18 protein-coding genes and 2 pseudogenes are annotated in these 21418 nt (G+C 36.0%); 19 read left to right on the forward strand and 1 reads right to left on the reverse strand.

Annotation, left to right across the window (positions count from 1 at the left end; genetic code table 11):
* Positions 1 to 271: 271 nt before the first annotated feature.
* The 17 genes and pseudogenes from AC1DMU_RS28595 to menA all read left to right on the forward strand — a co-directional run bounded on the left by AC1DMU_RS28595 (position 272) and on the right by menA (position 18357).
* Positions 272 to 1441: a serine hydrolase domain-containing protein gene (locus AC1DMU_RS28595; protein ID WP_088063952.1), complete on the forward strand. Its 1170-nt coding sequence runs from the start codon at positions 272 to 274 to the stop codon at positions 1439 to 1441.
* Positions 1442 to 2349: 908 nt separating this feature from the next.
* Complete coding sequence (locus AC1DMU_RS28600; RefSeq protein WP_088063951.1) at positions 2350 to 3516, forward strand: serine hydrolase domain-containing protein; 1167 nt, start codon at positions 2350 to 2352, stop codon at positions 3514 to 3516.
* Positions 3517 to 3609: 93 nt separating this feature from the next.
* On the forward strand, positions 3610 to 5694 hold the full coding sequence (locus AC1DMU_RS28605; protein ID WP_088063950.1) for a serine hydrolase domain-containing protein: 2085 nt from the start codon (positions 3610 to 3612) through the stop codon (positions 5692 to 5694).
* A gap of 228 nt (positions 5695 to 5922) precedes the next feature.
* A pseudogene (locus tag AC1DMU_RS28610) lies at positions 5923 to 6093 on the forward strand (hypothetical protein); the annotation flags it as partial.
* Positions 6094 to 7060: 967 nt separating this feature from the next.
* Entirely contained in the window at positions 7061 to 7681 is a 621-nt protein-coding gene (locus tag AC1DMU_RS28615) for a DsbA family protein (RefSeq protein ID WP_088063949.1), read from the forward strand.
* Between the two features lie 294 nt (positions 7682 to 7975).
* Complete coding sequence (locus AC1DMU_RS28620; protein WP_088063948.1) at positions 7976 to 8797, forward strand: MBL fold metallo-hydrolase; 822 nt, start codon at positions 7976 to 7978, stop codon at positions 8795 to 8797.
* Positions 8798 to 8801: 4 nt separating this feature from the next.
* On the forward strand, positions 8802 to 9194 hold the full coding sequence (locus AC1DMU_RS28625; protein WP_088063947.1) for a nuclear transport factor 2 family protein: 393 nt from the start codon (positions 8802 to 8804) through the stop codon (positions 9192 to 9194).
* 141 nt (positions 9195 to 9335) lie between these two features.
* Positions 9336 to 9860, forward strand: coding sequence for a nuclear transport factor 2 family protein (locus tag AC1DMU_RS28630; protein WP_087984491.1), 525 nt, complete (start codon positions 9336 to 9338; stop codon positions 9858 to 9860).
* Positions 9861 to 10232: 372 nt separating this feature from the next.
* A complete protein-coding gene (arsR, locus tag AC1DMU_RS28635; RefSeq protein ID WP_000046014.1) occupies positions 10233 to 10538 on the forward strand; it encodes an arsenical resistance operon transcriptional regulator ArsR in 306 nt (101 codons plus the stop codon).
* Positions 10539 to 10598: 60 nt separating this feature from the next.
* Positions 10599 to 11036 carry an ArsI/CadI family heavy metal resistance metalloenzyme gene (locus tag AC1DMU_RS28640; RefSeq protein ID WP_087984492.1) on the forward strand — a complete coding sequence of 146 codons (438 nt, stop codon included), beginning with the start codon at positions 10599 to 10601 and terminating at the stop codon, positions 11034 to 11036.
* Between the two features lie 18 nt (positions 11037 to 11054).
* Complete coding sequence (arsB, locus tag AC1DMU_RS28645) at positions 11055 to 12095, forward strand: ACR3 family arsenite efflux transporter (protein WP_088063946.1); 1041 nt, start codon at positions 11055 to 11057, stop codon at positions 12093 to 12095.
* Between the two features lie 25 nt (positions 12096 to 12120).
* Entirely contained in the window at positions 12121 to 12525 is a 405-nt protein-coding gene (gene arsC, locus AC1DMU_RS28650) for an arsenate reductase (thioredoxin) (protein WP_088063945.1), read from the forward strand.
* 274 nt (positions 12526 to 12799) lie between these two features.
* Positions 12800 to 13783 carry a phosphotransferase enzyme family protein gene (locus AC1DMU_RS28655; protein WP_098134462.1) on the forward strand — a complete coding sequence of 328 codons (984 nt, stop codon included), beginning with the start codon at positions 12800 to 12802 and terminating at the stop codon, positions 13781 to 13783.
* A gap of 55 nt (positions 13784 to 13838) precedes the next feature.
* Positions 13839 to 14438 (forward strand): DJ-1/PfpI family protein, encoded by a 600-nt coding sequence (locus tag AC1DMU_RS28660; RefSeq protein ID WP_088063944.1) that lies wholly within the window; start codon positions 13839 to 13841, stop codon positions 14436 to 14438.
* A gap of 287 nt (positions 14439 to 14725) precedes the next feature.
* Complete coding sequence (locus AC1DMU_RS28665) at positions 14726 to 15721, forward strand: CgeB family protein (RefSeq protein WP_088063943.1); 996 nt, start codon at positions 14726 to 14728, stop codon at positions 15719 to 15721.
* A 167-nt stretch (positions 15722 to 15888) separates the two neighbouring features.
* Entirely contained in the window at positions 15889 to 16773 is an 885-nt protein-coding gene (locus AC1DMU_RS28670) for an alpha/beta fold hydrolase (RefSeq protein ID WP_088063942.1), read from the forward strand.
* A 672-nt stretch (positions 16774 to 17445) separates the two neighbouring features.
* Positions 17446 to 18357, forward strand: coding sequence for a 1,4-dihydroxy-2-naphthoate polyprenyltransferase (menA, locus tag AC1DMU_RS28675; RefSeq protein ID WP_000536362.1), 912 nt, complete (start codon positions 17446 to 17448; stop codon positions 18355 to 18357).
* 249 nt (positions 18358 to 18606) lie between these two features.
* On the opposite strand, the pseudogene AC1DMU_RS28680 reads toward menA, so the two are convergent.
* Positions 18607 to 19527, reverse strand: a pseudogene (locus tag AC1DMU_RS28680) (IS4 family transposase); the annotation flags it as partial.
* Positions 19528 to 19848: 321 nt separating this feature from the next.
* On the opposite strand from AC1DMU_RS28680, the gene AC1DMU_RS28685 reads away from it, so the two are divergent.
* Positions 19849 to 20655, forward strand: coding sequence for an exosporium leader peptide-containing protein (locus tag AC1DMU_RS28685; protein WP_476941670.1), 807 nt, complete (start codon positions 19849 to 19851; stop codon positions 20653 to 20655).
* A 575-nt stretch (positions 20656 to 21230) separates the two neighbouring features.
* On the forward strand, positions 21231 to 21418 hold a 188-nt coding region (locus AC1DMU_RS28690; RefSeq protein WP_061666939.1), incomplete at its 3' end, for a hypothetical protein.

Consider the following 21418-nt stretch of genomic DNA (forward strand, 5'->3'; position numbering starts at 1 on the left):
GGATAAATAAAGTAAAATATGGGTTGGGGTTATGTCTCATGTTGTGTTAATCCTAACAATAACTAAGGGTACATAATATGCTTTCATACCTTTGAATGATTTTGTTATAGGAGGGATGGAGATTTAAATGGCTCAAATTGTTGGTATTGATAGATATCTTTGTACTGGGGCTTTAATCTATATGCGTGAGGGCCTTTCCCTAAGTCTTGTCAGGAAGTAAGGAACAGTAAACAAACACTGATATAATATGAATAGAGAAGAGGAATGCCTTATGAAAATACGTAGTCAAATTACATGTGCAAGTCTGGCCCTTTTAATAGCTGGAAGTTCCCTGTTATATACAACACCAACCTCAATTGTAAAAGCAGAGCCCACTCAAAATGTATCTAGTTCGTTACAAACAAATACGCAACGAGATCGTACTTCCGTCAAGCAAGCAATGCGGGATACATTGCAACTTGGATACCCGGGGATACTTGCTAAAACTTCTGAGGGTGGAAAAACGTGGGGGTATGCCGCTGGGATAGCGGATCTGAGAACCAAGAAACCAATGAAAACAGATTTTCGCTTTCGCATTGGGAGTGTGACGAAGACGTTCACCGCAACAGTTGTACTTCAATTAGCTGGAGAGAATCGCCTGAATCTAGACGACTACATCGAAGACTGGTTGCCTGGTGTCATTCAAGGAAATGGATATGATGGTAACAAGATTACTATCCGGCATATATTGAACCATACAAGTGGTATCGCTGAATACTCAAGGTCAAAAGACGCTGATTTTACGGATACAAAAAAATCGTATACGGCTAAAGAGTTAGTGAAGATGGGGGTTTCTTTGCCCCCAGACTTTGACCCAGGAGAGGGCTGGTCTTATTCAAACACAGGATACGTATTACTGGGCATTCTTATTGAAAAAGTAACCAGAAACAGCTATGCGGAAGAGATTGAAAATCGGATTATTGAACCACTTGAATTGTCGAATACATTCCTACCAGGCAATTCAAGCGTTATTCCAGGCACTAACCATGCCCGTGGATATGACCAACCAGACGGAGCAAGTGAGCTAAAAGACGTTACTTATTATAACCCAAGTGCAGGTAGCTCGGCTGGAGATATGATTTCTACTGCTGACGACTTAAACAAATTCTTCTCTTACTTGCTCGGTGGCAAATTACTGAAAGAACAACAACTAAAACAAATGCTTACTACAGTTCCTACAGGAAGAGAAGGAATCGATGGATATGGTCTTGGAATCTATGAAACTAAGCTTCCAAGCGGTGTCTCGATATGGGGACACACAGGTGGCATTCTAGGGTTTACTACTCTTGTTGGAGGTACACTTGGAGGTAAGCATACGTTGGTTGTCAATTGGAATAGTTTGGGTAGAACTGACAGTCCTAATCCTTTTAAAAATATTTTACTTGCTGAATTTAGCAAGTAGAGAAAAAAGGAAAAATTTACCGTAGTTTTCATAGTTAAAAATATACTTTTCTGGTTCAAAAGCCCCACCTTATTTTCGAGAAAAATTTGGGGCTTTTTTTGTTTTGGTGGCGTTTATTCTCCTTAAGTTGATGGATGTGGGGTAGCCCCACATTACTATCAAGCTAAGGTTTTAATATATCTCCTAAATGAACATTTTCTTTTTCTACAGGTAGTTACTTTGAGAAGGTAGCTTATTTTTTCGTTTTGAGGGCGTTTATTTTTCTTAAGCTGATGGATATGGAGTATCCGCCCTAAGTTAAATAAATTTTGACTTAAAAACAAGTGATTTTAACAACGTTAGGAGTGTTTCATGCAGCACAATGTCATTTGTGTTGTATTGCAAGAAAAAAATTACATTAGAAAAGAGCCAGAATTCATCCTGTTAAGGGTAAATCGACTCTTAATATTTAAAAGGATGGTAAAAAGAAACACAGAAGTAAAAAAACTGTGTTTCTTTTTGATTAATATATTTACTGAACTTTACGGCACAGATGCTCCTTCTATCCTATTATAAAAGCGATTTTGAAAGTAAGTAATTTGTAAGAAATGGGTAAGAAAAAAGAAATTTTCATTGTGTATGATAAAAATATAAAGAAGCGTGAAAGGCGGAACAGATATGATTTATATATGAAAAACAGACCAGTAACAAGACTGTTTCAAGGAAAAGAAGTAATTTATGTGGTTAACATATACGTGGAAAAAGAGGGATTTACCCAGGACAGAATGGCGTTTGTAAAAATAATAAATATGAAGATGATTACGAATTCAATGTTGACCTTTTTTCATTGGTGGAGATGGTAGTTGTGTGGTTAATACGAAATAGCAAGAAACCACCTATACAATATGAATAGAGGAGAGGGATGCCCTATGAAAACACGTAGTCAAATTACATGTGCAAGTCTGGCCCTTTTAATAGCTGGAAGTTCTCTGTTATACACAACGCCAACCTTAATTGTAAAAGCAGAACCTACTCAAAGTGTATCTAGTTCGGTACAAACAAGTACTCAACGAGATCGTAATTCTGTCAAGCAAGCAGTGCGGGATACATTGCAACTTGGATTCCCGGGGATACTTGCTAAAACTTCTGAGGGTGGAAAAACATGGAGTTATGCCGCTGGGGTAGCGAATCTGAGCAGCAAGAAACCAATGAAAACAGATTTTCGCTTTCGCATTGGTAGCGTGACGAAGACGTTCACGGCAACAGTTGTACTTCAATTAGCCGAAGAGAACCGCTTGAATCTAGACGACTCTATTGAAAAATGGTTGCCTGGTGTCATTCAAGGAAACGGATATGATGATAAACAGTTTACTATCCGGCAAGTATTGAACCACACAAGTGGTATCGCTGAATACACAAGGTCAAAAAGTTTTAATCTTATGGATACAAAAAAATCGTATAGGGCTGAAGAATTAGTAAAGATGGGGATTTCGATGCCCCCAGATTTTGCTCCAGGAAAGAGCTGGTCTTATTCAAATACAGGATACGTATTACTAGGGATCCTTATTGAAACAGTAACCGGGAACAGCTATGCGGAAGAGATTGAAAATCGGATTATTGAACCGCTTGAATTATCGAATACATTCTTACCTGGCAATTCAAGCGTGATTCCAGGAACCAAGCATGCCCGTGGATATATCCAACTAGACGGAGCAAGTGAGCCAAAAGATGTTACGTATTATAACCCAAGTATGGGGAGCTCGGCTGGAGATATGATTTCTACTGCTGATGATTTAAACAAATTCTTCTCTTACTTACTTGGAGGTAAATTAATAAAAGAACAGCAACTAAAACAAATGCTTACTACAGTTCCAACAGGAGAAGTTGCACTTGGCAGATATGGTCTTGGAATCTATGAAACTAAGCTTCCAAACGGTGTCTCAATATGGGGACACGGAGGTAGCATTCCAGGGTTTGTTACTTTTGCTGGAGGTACACTTGGAGGCAAGCATACATTAGCTGTCAATTTGAACAGCCTTAATGCTGATAGTCCTGATCCTTTTAAAAATATTTTACTTGCTGAATTTAGCAAGTAGGCCAAAAGGAAGAACGGATAAATTTTATCATATTTTCATAGTTAAACAAACAAATGATGAAATTGATCACTTATCTAAGGAGGCAATTCCCTCATGAAAAATAAACTAACTGGTGTATTAGCCGCTACATTAGCGCTAACTATGATTCTACCAACAGGGGCGAAAGCATTTTCTGATAGTAAGACTACAGTTGTATCTAACGTAGAAGTAGCTAGCCAAGAGCTGAAGAAGATTGCAGCAGAGAAGGCTGCGCTACTCACGAAGTCCCATGGGACGACTAGCGTGCAGTATGCGCTAATTGATAATGGCAAGCTTACTTTGTCGGGGCAGGCTGGAAAGAACGATATGGAAGGGGAACAGCCACTAACCAAAGATACTCTATACGGGATTGGTTCAGTCAGTAAAATGTATGCAACAGCGGCTGTAATGAAATTGGTCGACGAAGGAAAAGTCGATTTGGATGCTCCTGTGGTTAACTATGTTCCTGATTTTAAGATGAAAGATGGGCGGTACAAACGCATTACCCCGCGTATGTTGTTGAATCACTCCTCCGGCTTGCAAGGTTCCACGTTAAGTAATGCATTTTTATTTAACGATAATGATACCTATTCCCATGATTTCTTGTTGCAGCAATTGTCCAACCAGAGCCTGAAAGCAGACCCTGGCGCGTTCTCGGTATACTGCAACGATGGTTTTACGCTGGCCGAAATTTTGGTGGAAAGAGTCAGCGGTATGAGCTTTACCGAATTTCTACATCAACGGTTTACAGAACCCTTAAAGATGAATCATACAAAAACGCCGCAGGACAAATGGAGAGACGAAAAGCGGGCTGGACTTTATTTTCCGGCGTACCAAGGGCAGCTTCCAATTGAATCGGTGAATGTGATTGGTACGGGAGGGGTCTCTTCCACGGCAGAAGATATGGTACGATTCTCACAATTATTTATGGGACAGGGAAAAGGGATTCTCTCTGATAAGGTAGTCAAGGCGATGGAGCAAGAGGAATATAAAAAAGGAATGTGGCCGGGGGATGGAGATAATATTTTTAACTATGGTCTTGGCTGGGATAGTGTGAAACTATACCCATTCAGTGAATATGGGATAAAAGGCTTGGCTAAGGGCGGCGACACGGCACTGCAACATGCTATACTGGTCGTGCTTCCGGAACAGAAAATGGCAGCGGCTGTGTTGTCATCCGGTGGACGAAGCTCTACAAATCAACTGCTGGCAACTGAATTGCTGCTCGCCGTGCTTAAAGAGAAGGGGACAATTAAGAACATCAAGCCGAACAAATCTTTTGGCAAGCCGGTCAAGGTCAAGATGCCTCAAGACGTGGCAAAGAAAGCGGGCTTTTATGGCAATAGCGAAACTCATTTCAAAATTGAAATTACGAAGAATGGAGAACTGTTCTTACCATCTAATCGAGAAGAAAAATATGTATATACTGTGGATGGAAGCTTTATTAATGAGAAGGGTACTTCTAAGCTCAACTTTGTCACCGAGAAGAATGGAAGAACTTATTTGAGGGAGAGCACATATAAATCGACACCAGACTTAGGGCAAGGTGCGATGACTCACTATTTAGCCGAGAAACTAGAAGACAATGTGCTATCGAAGAAAACCGCTGCCGCATGGGCGAAGCGGGAAGGTGTCAAGTTCTATCTCGTGAATGAGAAATTTAGTTCTATTGAATATCTCGTACAACCGAAACTTATTACCACACAAATTATTCGTAAGGAAGGCCTGGCGGGCTATTGGGAGGGCAGAAAAATTACAGGTCCGAACACCGCGGCGCATCAGCTCCAGATCCCCGTGATGAATGGCCGTGATACGACGGAAACGCATTTCTATACAGAAGGCGGCAATGAATATATGGAAATGGCCGGGTTGTTATACGTAAGTGGAAACAACGTAAAACCACTTGATGCTGGCCAATCATCCAAAGTTACTCTGCAAGCAAATGGGCATGCTAAATGGTTTACGATCCCGCAAGCGGCAGCAGGAAAAAGGATGACCGTGACATTGCCATCGAAGGGTGCGTTCGCGGTGTATGATGAGAATGGAGTATGTGTCAACTTTACCATCGTGAGCGGCAATAACAAAGTAAAACTGCCGAAGAATGGAACGGTTGTAATTGCTGGGGCACCGAACTCAGAATTTGCAATTACGTTGAACTAGCTACAATTCAAAATGGACTTCAACAAAACCAGTACGACATAGGAACGTTGTTTTGCTGGTTTTGTTTGTATTTACGTATTATCTTTAAGAAGAGAATTTCAAAGAATAATATCACGCTCAAACTTTGCAAAAACAGCTATCAAACCAATTTAGGGCAATCATCATTTGCTCCATTAATCTTCTTGATGTAAATACGTTCGCAGCCGGTATTGTGATGTACAAGCCCTATACGATACAGGAATTATCCGAGGTGTTTCAGCTACTAAGTTTACGCCATATGGCACACTCACACGTCAACAGGCAGCACTTATGTTAGAACGAACTCTAGAATATCTAGGTGTAGAAAAAGAGTCAAATATAGGGCCCTACCACATCGCTATCAAGCTAAGAAAAGCATAAATCCCCAAATAATAAAATTGAGATCCCCAGAGTAAAAATCATTGTTTTTGGGTAGCATAAAACCTTAGTATGTTAGCGATGTGATGCTAACCCAAATTTGAACCCTATTCCTCAATGAATCAAACAATTTAACATGGTAAAAGTATATTTGGATGAGAGTCCAATACTTACTATTGAAATTGTGATGGTTCACATTGAAAGAAGGCACTTTAGGGTGTCTTTTCTTTATGAAAAAAATTCCCGCACAATGTACAGGGATAAAAAATTATAAGTCATGGTGGGACAGTTCCTGTTTTAGTTAATCAGGTAGTTTCTATTAAAGGTAAAAACAAAATGTAATGCTTTGAAAAAAAACATGTACTAGAACTGGTACTCTGTCGGTAAGCCATGAAAGAGGTACTTATATTATTTGTTTTGTAAATTATCTTGAATTTGTTGTTCCATATTTACTAGTGATGTTTTTAGGGAATTACTAAGCTTTTTAACAAATTTAAGAACAAGAAGTCAGTTTTTAATAATAGAATTCTAAAAGCGTTAGGGTAGAAATTTATTGTTTTTGTTAAAAAAGAATTGACTTCTACTATAGTTGTAACTAATATGGTTACATAAGGTTGTAATTGAGTTAGTTACAACTTATGGATATTTAAAGTGAAAATAAGGTTTATATATTTAATTAAGGATGGTAGTCCACATGTTATCGCCCGGTGTAGAAAGTTACTAACATATTTAAATCAAGATATATTCCGAATTTTAGTATCTTCTATTTTGGAGCAATGATGTGCAGCGCTATCTTTCATTAGAAATCTTATCTAATCTTTTTGGGAAAGGTTAGTTTTGAAAAATATAGTAAGGTAACTCAAAAAAGAACAAGATATAAAAAAGATGTACTTATATAAACCAAAAAAGTTAGCTGAGAATTTTAAGTGATAGCTGGACTGGTTAATAAAAATAAAGGTAGGGGATTTAAATGAAGACGAAACAAGATAATCTTATATACGTATGGGACGCATATTGTGGATGGTGCTATGGATTTTCAGAAAGTATTAAAGGATTTTACAAAGAACACACTGAAATGCCGTTAACGGTTTTATGTGGAGGATTATTTTTAGATGATTTACCAATAAAAAATTTCTCATATATAGAAGAGGGGAATAAAAGAATTAATCAACTTACAGGTACAGAATTTGGTCCTTCATATCAAAAATTGGTGGAAGAAGGGACTTTTAAAATGAATTCGAAAGATGCTGCAATTGGCTTTTCAGCTTTACGCTCATTAGCACCAGACCGTTTGTTAGAATTCACTGCGGCTATGCAAAAAGCGTTTTATTATGAGGGCCAAAGTCTGAGTGATCCTGAAACATATCGTAAGATTGCAATCGAGCATGGTTTGGACCCTGAACAAGTACTAGAACGTTTAAACGCTCAAGAAACAATAATAGATGCCCAAAACGATTTCAATAAAGTGCGACAGCTTGGTGTTAATAGTTATCCTTCATTACTTTTACAAAAGGATAATCAAATTATCCCTATTGGTGGTGGGGTAATGACGCCGGATAAAATTGAAGCGCGTTTTAAAAATTTATATTAATGAATTTTAAGTTACAGTATATAACATTTAACGTTTTAAAAAAGGCTAGAAGTGGATGGACTTAAACCTTTTTATAACAGTCATAGTTTCAACTTATTTTTAAAAAGAGTCCAATTTTAATGTTTCTATTGACTATAGTAGCAAACATGTTAGCTTACGCCAACCGACATTCATCTCTCGCCTATTTGTTGGTGCTATCACACTTTCAGGTGAATTGAAGAGGGAGCTTCTGTCGGAACAAGATAAAAATATGTTAACTAGTAAATCACTTTAACAAAAGGAGAATAACATTCTATGTTTAAAACAATTGATACAAATCAAAAAGATGTGAAATTGACGGTGTTTAGTTCAGATGAAAAAAGTTTTATGGTCACTGCAACCTTAGTTGAGAAAGCGGGACATGCATTTTTAATAAACTCAAAATTTACTCAATCTGATTCGAAAGAAATTGTTGAGTATCTGAAAAAAAACGACATATCTTTAGATGAAATCTTTATTATTCATGGGGATCCTGATTACTACTTTGGATTAGAAATTATTAAGGCTGCTTACCCAGAAGCTATAGCGTATGCTACAGAGTCTACTGTTGAACATATTGTTCATTCTGTCTTAGGTAAATTAAAAGTTTGGAAAGGTGCCCTAGGAGAAAACGCACCAAGCAACGTAGTATTACCTCAAGTGTTTAAAGAAAAAACGATTGATTTTCAGGGGTTAACATTTGAACTAGTAGGCTTAGATCATTACAGAACTAGCTTATTTAATAAAGAGCTAAAAGTATTAATTGGTGGTATTGATGTATTTAACGAAATACATGTATTCTTAGCGGATACTAGCTCAAAAGCGGCTATGGAGGCATGGATTGAGAACTTGAAAGTATTACAAGCATTAAATGCTGACATAATTGTACCTAGCCATGGATCAATTGAAAAATCCTTAGATAATCAAGCGATTATTGCAACTATGGATTACCTAAGAACTGCGGTTCAAGCTTCTGAGGAAAGTAAAACTTCAAAAGATTTTGTAGCGAAACTTGAAGCAGCATATCCAGACTATGCAAATAAAGGTGTATTAGAATTAAGTGCAAAAGTTGTAACAAAAGAAATGCCTTGGGGTTAATGCTATGAATAAATATCAAAAACTATTACATGAAACGTATGTGTTAACTGGCGAGGGGAAAATGGATGCTTTCAAAACGTATTTAAGTGAAAATGTATCTTGGACAGAAGCTGCTGGGTTTCCATATGCGGGCACTTATGTAGGTCCAGATGAAGTAGTGAAAAATGTACATGAACGTCTTGGCACGGAATGGGATAACTATAACGCTAAAGATGAAATTTATGCTTTTAATAACAATACTGTTATCGTGTATGGAAAATATAGTGGAACATATAAAGTAACAGGGAAATCATTCATAGCAGATTTCTGTCATCTTTATGAGTTTGATGAGAACGATAAGGTTAAGAAGTTTATTCAAATTGTGGACAGTGCAACTGTTAATGAGGTATTAAGTTAGAGTTATTAGTTTCTAACATGCCTTGTATAAGGGGGAGTGTAATTTCCTAACATTCCCCCTCACATTACATTTTTGGGAAGGTTTCTACTTCTCAAGCGTGTTATGGAAGATAACTTATACGATTAGAAGAGGTAGGCATAAATGAAATTAGAGAAAAATTTAATAGTAATAATTATTTCTGTGTTTATTTTAGGAATTGTGTCGACTTTGATATTTCAAGCTTCAACTGGTAATACCAAAGGTCACTCAATAAAGAGTGAGAATGTTGCATCGGTATCGAAAGAAGCGACAGAAAATGAAAAGAATAAAAAGATGGTAGTTGATTTCTATAATGAAGTTTTTAACAAACATGATATCGATATCATCCCTAAATATGTAAGTGAAGATTATAAGCAACATAATCCTTTTGTTGCTGACGGACGAAAAGCCTTCATGGATTTCTTTAAGGAGGACTTTGTTAAAAATCCTAATTCTTCTGCAGAGATTAAACGAGTAGTAGTAGAAGGAGATACAGTTGCTCTTCATGTACATTCTCGTACTAATTCTCAAGATAAGGGAGTTGCTATAGTCGATATATTTCGTATAAAGAATGGTAAGATTGTTGAACACTGGGATGTAATTCAAGAGATTCCAAATGAGGCAGCTAATGATAATACTATGTTTTAGACAGAAGGTATATTCAATTGTTAGTGATGTATAGAATCTAGAAATTATAAAATGAAGGGGATGTCCTAGGTATACTACTAGGACATATCTTTTTGTTTTAACGAGATTTAATATATTATCATTTGTAGAGTGCTTACTTCATATGTTTTCTGATAAATTACCCCTGAAACTGCACCATGTTAATATTAAATTATCGTATTAATTTGTAAGAAAGCTATTTTATATTGAGCAAGAAAAAGTATTCAAGTATAGATTTTGAAGAGGAAGTTTTTTTGGTAAATCAAAAAAAATTGATGAATTAGTTGCATATAGAACTCATCTGCGTATATACTATAAATATCAAAAAAAATTGATGAAGGGAGAGTGACTACAGTGGCACAAGATTTTCAGCTCTATGAGAAAAAGTTTAAAGCGTTGGCGGATCAGAAGCGTCTAGAAATCATGTATGAACTTTGCCAGCGAGGCCAGACTTGTGTATGTGATTTAACAGAGATTTTTGAAATGACGCAATCTAAGTTGTCATATCATTTAAAGATCTTATTAGATGCAGGTTTAATTGTAAAAGAAACAAAAGGTACGTGGAGTTATTATGATTTAAATGATGCGGAAGTAAATAATTTATTATCAGAAGAATTATGCTGTATCTTTAGAAAAACAGGCAAAGGTAGTTGCTGTTAAAATTTTGCACCATTAATCAAAAAAAATTGATTAATGAAATATAAAGAGGAGGAATTAGCTATGAGATATGTTCACGTTGGTATAAATGTTACGGATTTAGAGAAGTCTATTGAATTTTACGAAAAGGTATTTGGTGTGTCACCAGTTAAGGTGAAAGTGGATTATGCAAAATTTTTATTAGAGACGCCAGGACTTAATTTTACACTGAACGTAAGAGATGAAGTGAAGGGAAATCAAGTAAATCATTTCGGTTTCCAAGTGGATACAGCTGAAGAAATTACATTACATAAAGAAAGGTTAGAAAAAGAAGGTTTCTTTGCGCGTGATGAAATGGATACGACTTGTTGCTATGCAGTTCAAGATAAGTTTTGGGTAACAGATCCTGATGGGAACGAGTGGGAATTCTTTTATACGAAAGCACATAGTGATGTTCATAAAATTGAAGAGCCTTCTTGTTGCACGACTTCTAACGTAGTAGAAAAAAATTCTTGTTGTTAATAGGAGATGGAAAATAAAATGAAACGTTTATCTTTTCTAGATCGATATTTAACACTATGGATTTTTCTAGCTATGGCTGTTGGGATTGGTTTAGGGTTTGTGTTTCCTAGTATAGTAGACGGACTGAATACATTACAAGTTGGAACGACGTCTATTCCGCTCGCTGTCGGTTTAATTGTCATGATGTATCCACCATTAGCGAAAGTTCGTTACGAGGAAATGGGCCGTGTATTTAAAGATGTAAAAGTATTGGTTTTATCTTTAGTACAAAACTGGATTATCGGACCTGTACTTATGTTTGTTTTAGCAATTATTTTTCTTCCTGATAAGCCAGAATACATGGTCGGGCTCATTATGATTGGTTTAGCACGCTGTATTGCAATGGTAATTGTTTGGAACGACCTTGCAGATGGGGATAAAGAGTATGCTGCAGGTTTAGTAGCTTTTAACTCAGTATTTCAAATGTTATTCTTCTCCGTTTATGCATACGTGTTTGTAACAGTCATTCCAGAATGGTTAGGGATTGAAGGGGCTATTGTTGATATTACAATGATAGAAGTAGCGAAATCCGTATTTATCTATTTGGGAATTCCTTTTATAGCAGGTATGTTGACACGCTTTGTACTCGTTAAGTTAAAAGGAAGACAGTGGTATGAAAAGGTGTTTATACCGAAGATTAGTCCACTTACATTGCTGGCACTACTATTTACAATCATCATTATGTTCTCTTTAAAAGGGGAAATGATTGTTAGCGTACCATTAGATGTAGTAAGAATAGCAATTCCGTTATTAATCTATTTTATTGTCATGTTTTTTGTTTCTTTCTTTATGGGAAGAAAAATTGGTGCAAACTATCCGGTGACTACAACGTTAGCATTTACAGCAGGTAGTAATAACTTTGAGTTAGCAATTGCTGTAGCAGTTGGTGTGTTTGGTATTCATTCAGGCGCAGCATTTGCAGCTGTTATCGGGCCGTTAGTTGAAGTACCTGTAATGATTGCACTTGTAAACGTCGCTTTTTGGTTTAAGCGTAAATATTTTAATGATCAACCAGTATAATTTAAAAACAAAGGCGGAAAACAACATGGAAAACAAAAAGACAGTCTATTTCTTATGCACAGGAAATTCATGCCGAAGCCAAATGGCAGAAGCATGGGGCAAACAATATGTAGGTGATAAGTGGAATGTATATTCTGCAGGAATTGAAGCACACGGAGTAAATCCAAATGCTATTAAAGCAATGAATGAAGTAAATATTGATATAACGAATCAAACATCGGATATAATCGATTCAAATATTTTAAATAACGCTGATTTAGTTGTTACCCTTTGTAGTCATGCAGATTCTGTTTGTCCTTCCACACCTCCGCACGTTAATCGTGTACACTGGGGATTCGATGATCCAGCAGGAAAAGAGTGGTCTGAATTTCAACGTGTTCGCGATGAAATTGGAGAACGTATAAAACGATTTTCTGAAACAGGGGAGTAAATAAAGGAAAGAGCCAATCTTCTATTGTATAGGGGATTGGCTCTTTTTTCTATAGATAGTCACCACTACATTGGTTTACAACAACTATCTCAACAAATGTAGAATATTATGTAAGGATGATATAGTTAGAATAGTCATCCCCTTTTATTAAATTTATACATATAAAACACTATTGATAGTTAATAATGAATAAAATTTGGTTTTTATAATAATCGAGATAGTGGTTATAAAAAGTAGTTTGTAATAAAAAATTTTCACATGAAAGGAAAAAAGGATGAAACATATAATTAAAGATGTATTAATGAACTATTTTAAAGAAATCCGTACATTAATAGTTGAAGAAGAACTACATACGAACAGTTGGCATACCGATCTACACTATAAAATCATCGTAAATGGAGATCGGTACTCAGCGCGGTTTATAAATAGCGATCGAACAATCAATCCGGCCTTTGGGACGTTATCAAATGAACAATTGAAAGAGCAAGTACGGTTTACGTATTATTTACGAGAGCATGGAATTCCATTTATGCAGATTAAGGAGAATAGGGCGGGAGAGTCCTTTACATTACTCACTTGGAATGAGGAACAGTACCGGTTTGTATTGTCTACTTGGACGGAAGGGGAACATGTCACTTATTGCACAGAAACAATGGCTGAAGTCTTTGGAAAGGAAGCAAGAAAGATACATGATATTTCTAGTACGTTTCAAAGCCCGATTTTTCAAAAGAAATCTCATTTAGATGGATATGGTGAGTTTATAAGATTATTAGAAAATAAAGGTGGTACACGCAAGGAATTGCAGAGATATATGGATTTAGCTAAGTATCATATAGAATGCGCACATACGAGTGATTTGGAGTTTATTGTACAAACTGATTTAAATCCTTTAAATGTCATATGGGATTCGAATCAATGTGTAAAAGGGATTGTAGATTTTGAATCGATTGGATATGTAGATCGTATTGAAGGTTTAGCCTTTTTAATAAAATGGTATTCCCGGACAGAAGGAATAGAGTCGCATGAAGTATGTTCGAAAGTTGCTAGAGCATTTTTAGAAGGGTATGGAGCTAATAACATTTTAACTTTAAAGGATTATAAAAGACTGTCTTCGTTGCTGTGGTTATCCGGTAGTCTAAATTGGAACTTTGTTAAAAAGACGATGAGTCTATTAGGTGACGAGAGTGCATTAGTAGAACATTTGAGAGTTTATAAAAGAAGAGGAGAAAGACTATCATCATTGTTAATTTGTAGATAACATTTATTCTTCTAATTTTGGATGCGAAAAAGAAAGTATATGAGGTGTTCAAAAAATGAAAATACAAATTGTATTGTTTGACGGTTTCGGAGAACTTGTCTCCTTTGCACCTTTTGAAGTACTGAAAAGAGCGATAGAAGAAGGGGCTCCATTTACGGTTGAACTCGTATCAAGTGAACGAAAACAAGAAGTTACTACTTCGTTCGGAGTTACGATCAAACTACATGATTTTTTACGAATGGATAATCGTCCAGATTTATTAATTGTGCCTGGTGGTGGCTGGAATCATAAAGCTGAACATGGGGCGCGAAAGGAAGCTGAGCTTGGTACTTTGACTAAAATAATTAGAGAGATGCACAATGAAGGAACGATCGTTGCTGGAGTTTGTACTGGAGGTATGTTACTAGCTGCATCCGGTATATTGAATGATAAAAAGGCGACAATGCATCATTTGGCGCAGAATGAAATGAGTGAATATGGAGCAGAACTGCTTCCTTACAGAATTGTGGATCAAGGGAATGTTATTAACGCAAGAGGAGTTACTTCAGGAGTTGATTTAGGACTTTGGATCACGGAAAGATTCGCAAGTTCTAAAATTGCAGCTGCTGTTGAATATAGAATGGAATATGAGCGGCGAGGTGTTGTTTGGAAGTAATTTGACCGTAATCATAGTTTTTTTGCTGTATAGCGTATTAGATATTGTAAAAGAGAAAGAGCCAACTTATACGAGCAGGCTCTTTTTTTTTATGTATTCATTCTCTATGTTTAATAATTGGGCTGAATATAACCTAATTTTATTCCTTTCGTGACAGCTTCTAAAATGAGGGAAGTGCAACATAATGGACATAAACGTTGCTTATACATGTAAAGTAAGATGTCATAAAATGAATAAAGACTGCTAATTTTCGTGCACTTTGATTATGTAGAAATAGGGGGGATGACATGAAAGACAATACGCCTAAGAAAATTTTATTTATTCAATCAGGAATTCCTTTTTATTACCCAATGATCGAAGCAGCAATTTTGAATAGTTTACAAAAGGTAAACAGTAATACAATTATGGTGAACCCAGAAAGAGCGATAGAAACCGCATTAAAAATGAAACCGGATTTTATTTTGGTACTCGGTGGTTTAAACGAGGGAATTATTAGTGTCATGCCAGTACTAAAGAGTGCGGGTTTTACTACTGGACTTTGGCTGACAGATGATCCGTATTATACGGATGTAACACAACATCTTGTGCCGTATTATGATTACATATTTACGCAAGATTTAAATTGTATCAAGTTTTATAGAGGGTTAGGATGTAAGAATGTGTTTCATCTTCCGTTAGCAGCAAATCAAGATGTGTTTAAACCTTCTCAGAAAGAAGATACATATAAGTATGATCTTAGTTTTATAGGCACAGCATTTGAAAATAGACTTACCTTTGTTGATTCTATTTCAGAGTATTTAGCAGAAAAAAATATAAAAATTGTGGGGTTCGGTTGGGAGAAGTTAAAGAATTATGAAAGATTAAAGGATAAAATACAACTATTGCCACTTGCGAAGTATGAGGATGCATTGCAATTTTACGTATCGACTAAAATCAATATAAATTTACACCGTTCACCAAATGATAAAGAATTGAATTGTAATGCCGCAAACATCCAAGCATATTCAGTAAATAATAGGACTTTTGAAATCAATGCTGTAGGTTCTTTTCAATTAACTGATATACGACCAGATGTAGCAAAGCATTACATACCAGGTGTTGAAATAGAAACTTTTAATAGTGCACGGGAGTTTATACAAAAAGCGGAGTATTATTTGGAACATGTACAAGAAAGAAAACAAATAGCAAAAAATGGACTGGATAAAACTTTGAAAAATCACACTTACGATAGACGTATAGTACAATTATTAAACTATATTAATTTCATAGGCGTGAAGATGTAGTCTAACCATTAACTGAAATGATAAGCATTTGGTGCTTTCTAACTCTCGTATTCTATAAAAATTATTTACGAAAAATGGATTTGGATAATTTTGTTGAATTTATTTATTATGAAAAAACAATTTTACATTCAAACTAATTTATATCTAACAATTAGAGGAGATTAAAAATGAATCACTTTTTTGTAGAATTTGGTGAATATGAAGCAAGTGTTTGTGAATGGGGAGATAAAAGTAATCCTCAAATCATTTGTTTTCATGGTCTAGGAAGTACAAAATTAAGTTTTATAGAAATAGCGGAACTTTTAAAAGATAAATTTCATATTGTATCGTTTGATCTACCGGGACATGGGAAAACACCAAGTTTTGGGAAGGATGAAGATTACGGTGCATCCCATTTAACAAATTGGGTAGTAGCGTTACTTGAGGGGATAGGAAAAGAAACATTTCATATAGTAGCACATTCATGGGGAGCAAGCGTTGCGCTTCACTATGCAGCAGAATGTCCAGAAAAAGTGAATAAAATGGTATTGTTAGATGGTGGTTATCATCATGGCAAAATGAATGCAGATTATTTTGCGAAGCTATATAAAGGTGCGAAAGAAGGAGAGTGTCCACCGCGATCATTAGAAGAAGAAATCACCCATTACGAAAAAGATTTTGATGAATACATTTTTGACAGTAAAGAAGCATTCATCCAATCAGAAAAAATGGTTTACAGCAGGTGGTCACCATTAATAGAATGTGCGGTTTATGACTTAATGCGAGAAGAAGATAATAAAGTGAAATGGCATGCTACTGGCGATACCGCTAGAAGTGTAATTAAGTTTCAATATACGGTGTATAAAACGTTGAAACCGCATAAAATTAAAAGCGATATTTTATTATTGTATTGTGATCTGCCACATAATTATTTAGAAATAAGGGAATTGCAAATTGCAGAATTTAGGAAGCATATTGATATTACGACTAAGCTCTATAGAGATACAGGGCACTTAATGCATTGGGATAGACCGGAAGAGATTGCTGAAGATGTTTTAAAATGGTTCATATAAAGAAGGTCCGTTGTTCGCATTTGAGCAACGGATTTTCTTTTGAAAAACTGAATTCAAGAGTGATAGAGGGATAAGCAAGAGCATTACAGTTCTATTACCAATTCATTTTTTGATATAATAGATGTGAAGCAGGAAATAGATAGAAAGATACTGCTAGTAATTTATACTTAAATGTAGGGGAACTAACTGTTACGATTTATTTAACCAGTTATAACGAAAGTTAATTAAATATATCAGTAAGCCCTGCTAGTCAAGTGATTGGCTAGTAGTGAGGGTTAACTGCGGGCAATCCCTAAAGCTGATTGAACTACAACGTGGCTAGAAATAGCGAGCGTGAATGTTGCGAAAGCAGAAAAAATCAATCAGATCGTGCACGGTTAAATCCTAAACACTAGAATAATGGGTCTTCCGCCTCGAATCATCTAAGTCAAAATGGATAAGATGAACGTTCAACGACTATCTCGTATAACTGACGAGAGTACATCACAAGCCTATGGTGATGGAAAAATCCTCTATCTCTAAAGAGATAAACATATAGTCTGCGCTCATGTGAAAATATGAGAAGTTCATAAGAGAACTGGCTAAGGAATTGCGCCCTTAGTTGAACGAGATAAATTTGATTGAATTGTATAGATTTAGTTAAGTTTATCGTATCGGAGATTGAACAGAGTTATGGGGACAGAAAAAGAAATTAGTTCCGCTAAATTAATATGGAAGATGACGCGCCCGCATACATTAACGGCGACATTTTCTCCTGTAATTTTAGGGACAGTGGCATCACTTTATGTTGCCGAAATTCATTGGCTTTTATTTATTGCGATGATGGTTGCATGTTTAGCATTGCAAATCGCAACGAACTTATTTAATGAGTACTATGATTTTAAACGTGGATTAGATACCGCTGATTCTGTTGGCATCGGTGGTGGAATTGTCCGTCACGGATTGAAACCAAAAAATGTGTTAACAGTTGCGCTTTTATTGTATGTAGTAGCAGCAATTATTGGAGTTTATATTTGTATGAATAGTAGCTGGTGGTTAGTCGTCATTGGTTTAATTGGGATGGCGGTAGGCTATTTATATACAGGTGGTCCATTACCAATTGCGTACACTCCATTTGGAGAATTAGTTTCTGGATTGTTAATGGGGACATGTTTTGTACTCATCGCTTTCTTTATTCAAACGAATACGATAACAATTGAAAGTGTATTGATTTCCATTCCAATTGGAATTTTAGTCGGTGCAATCAACATGTCGAATAACATCCGAGATATCGAAGAGGATATTAAAGGTGGAAGAAAGACATTAGTAATCCTCCTCGGTAGAGAAAAAGCAATAGTAACACTAGCTGTAGCCTTTTTCATTGCTTATTTATGGATCGCGGTGATTGTATTGATGGGTTATATAAGCCCTTGGGCATTAGTTATGTTCCTAGGTTTGAGAAAACCAATCTCTGCAATTCAAAGTTTCCAAAAAGGAGCAAAGGATCCTGGGTATATGCGCATCGCAATGAAATCAACAGCGATGACAAATACGATTTTTGGCTTCTTATTATCGGCAGGATTATTAATTAGTTATCTGTTTTAAATAAAAACTATTGTTTCGTGACTAAACCCCGATTTCTCGATTTTAATATAGAGATATTGGGGTTTTATTTTTATAGCGTGTATTTTCCCTTTTAATCAAAAGCAAACTTTAAAAACAAATAAAAATATCAAGCATGTGAGCATCAAGAACGGAAGTGCATGGAATATACATCTTTAGCTTGATGGGTATGTGGCGGTACCCCATCGCTATCAAGCTAAGCCCGTGTTACGTCAATGATAAGCAAGATTGTTTCTTTTTTTCTCTTACAACTTGATCTTGTAATCGTTTTTGTTGTTGTTCTTTTGTTAGTCGATGAACAATCACACGAGTTGGGACTTTATCAGTCATTCCTACATAAGCATCAGCTATTTCACATGTTTGTCCTGGTTGAAGGGAGCTCATTAACGTCTCCATATCTATCTGTATATACTCTGTACCTTTCTTAATTCTTCCGTCTTGAAAATAATCAGGATGAGGATTTTTTTGATAAATACGTGTATTCGACTTGATACGAGAGATATAGTAGGCCTCTTTATCTGGTATATATTGAAGGTCTTTTAAATGAAAATAACCTAAATTTCGGATACATAAATCATTCGCTGTCACAGTTGGGGCACACAGAGAGCCGTAAGTGCGATCATGTTGTTTACCTGGACCTGTATGAATATGTAGAAACTGTCCACTTAACAAATCATACTCAAGTTGAATTTTTATCCCAGCTGTATGGCTGCATCCTCCTGCACCTGGATAAACCGATGAAAATATATCCGGGAGTTGAAATGCAGTTGAATCTAAAATACGAATACGCTTGAAAACAGAAGTGTATGGAGAAGAAATCTGCATAGATGTGGCCAATTTTTTGCTTAGTAGTTCGGCTAGTAGGTGTTGTAAAAGTTGGACGGCCGCCTTATTAAACCGTTGATTCAGTCCCTCAGGACTGATGAGTACTTCTGTTGATGCTTCTAAACAGCTAGATAACTGAGTTAAAGAAGTCATAGCTATATTTTGGCTCAACCATACACATAAAGCTACTAAATCTTTTGCTTGGTACTTACTGGTTCGTTGTACAAAGCCAACATCTTTTGCAAGATCCCGTAAGGTATTTGGAGATAAAAAACTTTGAATCTCTTGAGCAAATAGTTGTAATTCGTCATACACAGAAACAGACATAAAAAACGCCATCCTTTCCTATGATTCTACAGAAAGCATAGCGTATTTTTTCTACTTAGGGCTATTAAAATCGCTTAATTTGATAGGCATGTTGTGAAATACCCACAAGAACAGGCTTCATTAAAATTCTATATACCTCTTTCGAATGGGTGCACTCTTTGCGCCAGAACCAAATTTACTATTAATACACAAATACTATCATTGGATCATCACAAAACACACAATAGTAAAGATATAGCATATTATATGGTGATAAATAAATTTTATGAAGGCTAATTGTATATATTCCTATAATAAAGTATATCTGTAGGAGGTAGTTACATGTTTGATAAAAACAAAATACTTCAAGCTAATGCATTTAATTCAAATTTAATTGGTCCTACACTTCCACCAATTCCACCATTTACTCTACCAACAGGCCCAACGGGAGGGACAGGCCCTACAGGAACAACAGGAGTAACAGGAGCAACAGGAGTAACAGGAGTAACAGGTTCAACAGGTCCAACAGGTCCAACAGGTCCAACAGGAGCAACAGGAGCAACAGGTCCAACAGGTCCAACAGGAGCAACAGGTCCAACAGGTTCAACAGGTCCAATAGGAGCAACAGGAGTAACAGGTTTAACAGGTCCAACAGGAGCAACTGAAGGTTGCCTTTGTGATTGCTGTGTTTTACCTATGCAGAATGTTTTACAACAACTTATTGGGGAAACAGTGCTTCTTGGCACTATTGCAGATGCACCAAACGCTCCACCACTTTTCTTTTTATTTACTATTACTTCTGTAAATGATTTTTTAGTTACAGTTACAGATGGTTCCACATCCTTTGTAGTCAATATTTCTGATGTAACAGGGGTAGGTTTTTTACCGCCGGGGCCATCTATAACATTACTTCCACCTGTAGACTTAGGATGTGAATGTGATTGTCGCGAACGACCAATTAGGGAATTACTAGATACGCTTATTGGTTCTACAGTGAATCTTTTAGCAAGTACTGGTTCTACTGCAGYAGATTTTAACGTGGAACAAACAGGTCTTGGTATAGTTCTAGGTACTTTACCTATAARTCCAACTACAATCGTTAGGTTTGCTATTTCAACCTGCAAAATTACAGCTGTGAACATTCTCTAAAATTTAGATATGTATAATAAAAAATAGTACCAAATACCCATCAACCCAACATTTTGAAGTACCCCCAAAATAAAAAATTGTACATTTTCACCTGAGGATGCCAATTTTCTCGTTTTGGGGTATTTGCATTTCTTAGATTGATAGATATGGGGTAGCACCACATCGCCATCAAGCTAAGATTATATAGCTTTAATTTCACGTGAAATTTTTTCGTTTTTCTAAAGATCTAATGTAAGTTCTTTAAAGATTTGCATACCAAATAAACCCTATCGGGTTTCAATTTTTTGGATTACGCTACATGATTGTGAGACATAGAAAAGTTGTATACGACGCCTAAGATATCAAAGACTGTTTTCTTCTCATACCTATGGGATTTTCGTCCGTTTTACTGTAAGAGGGGGCACCATATCAAAAAAAGAAAATTGTACGTTTAGACATAAATTTAACAAATTTCGATTAGTTCCTTGGATGTTAAGGAATTAATTTTTATATTTGAGGAGATGTGCGGGACAGGTGTAAATTTAGGGTAATCCAATATTTTCTATTGAGGTATATCCAAAACGGAGGAATAACAAATGAACTCAAACACAAAACAGTTTATTTATGATATCCAGCAAAGAAAAAACAATTATATAGAAAATGCTTTAATAGCAATACAACACCCTAAAAAAGAGCAATCTGAACAGGTCATTCAAAATATAGTAGAGAAGATGGATATGATGATTAGTCTAGTTACTACGTACATGAGGATTGAATCTGGATC

It is taken from the genome of Bacillus sp. 01N45, from assembly GCF_056399205.1.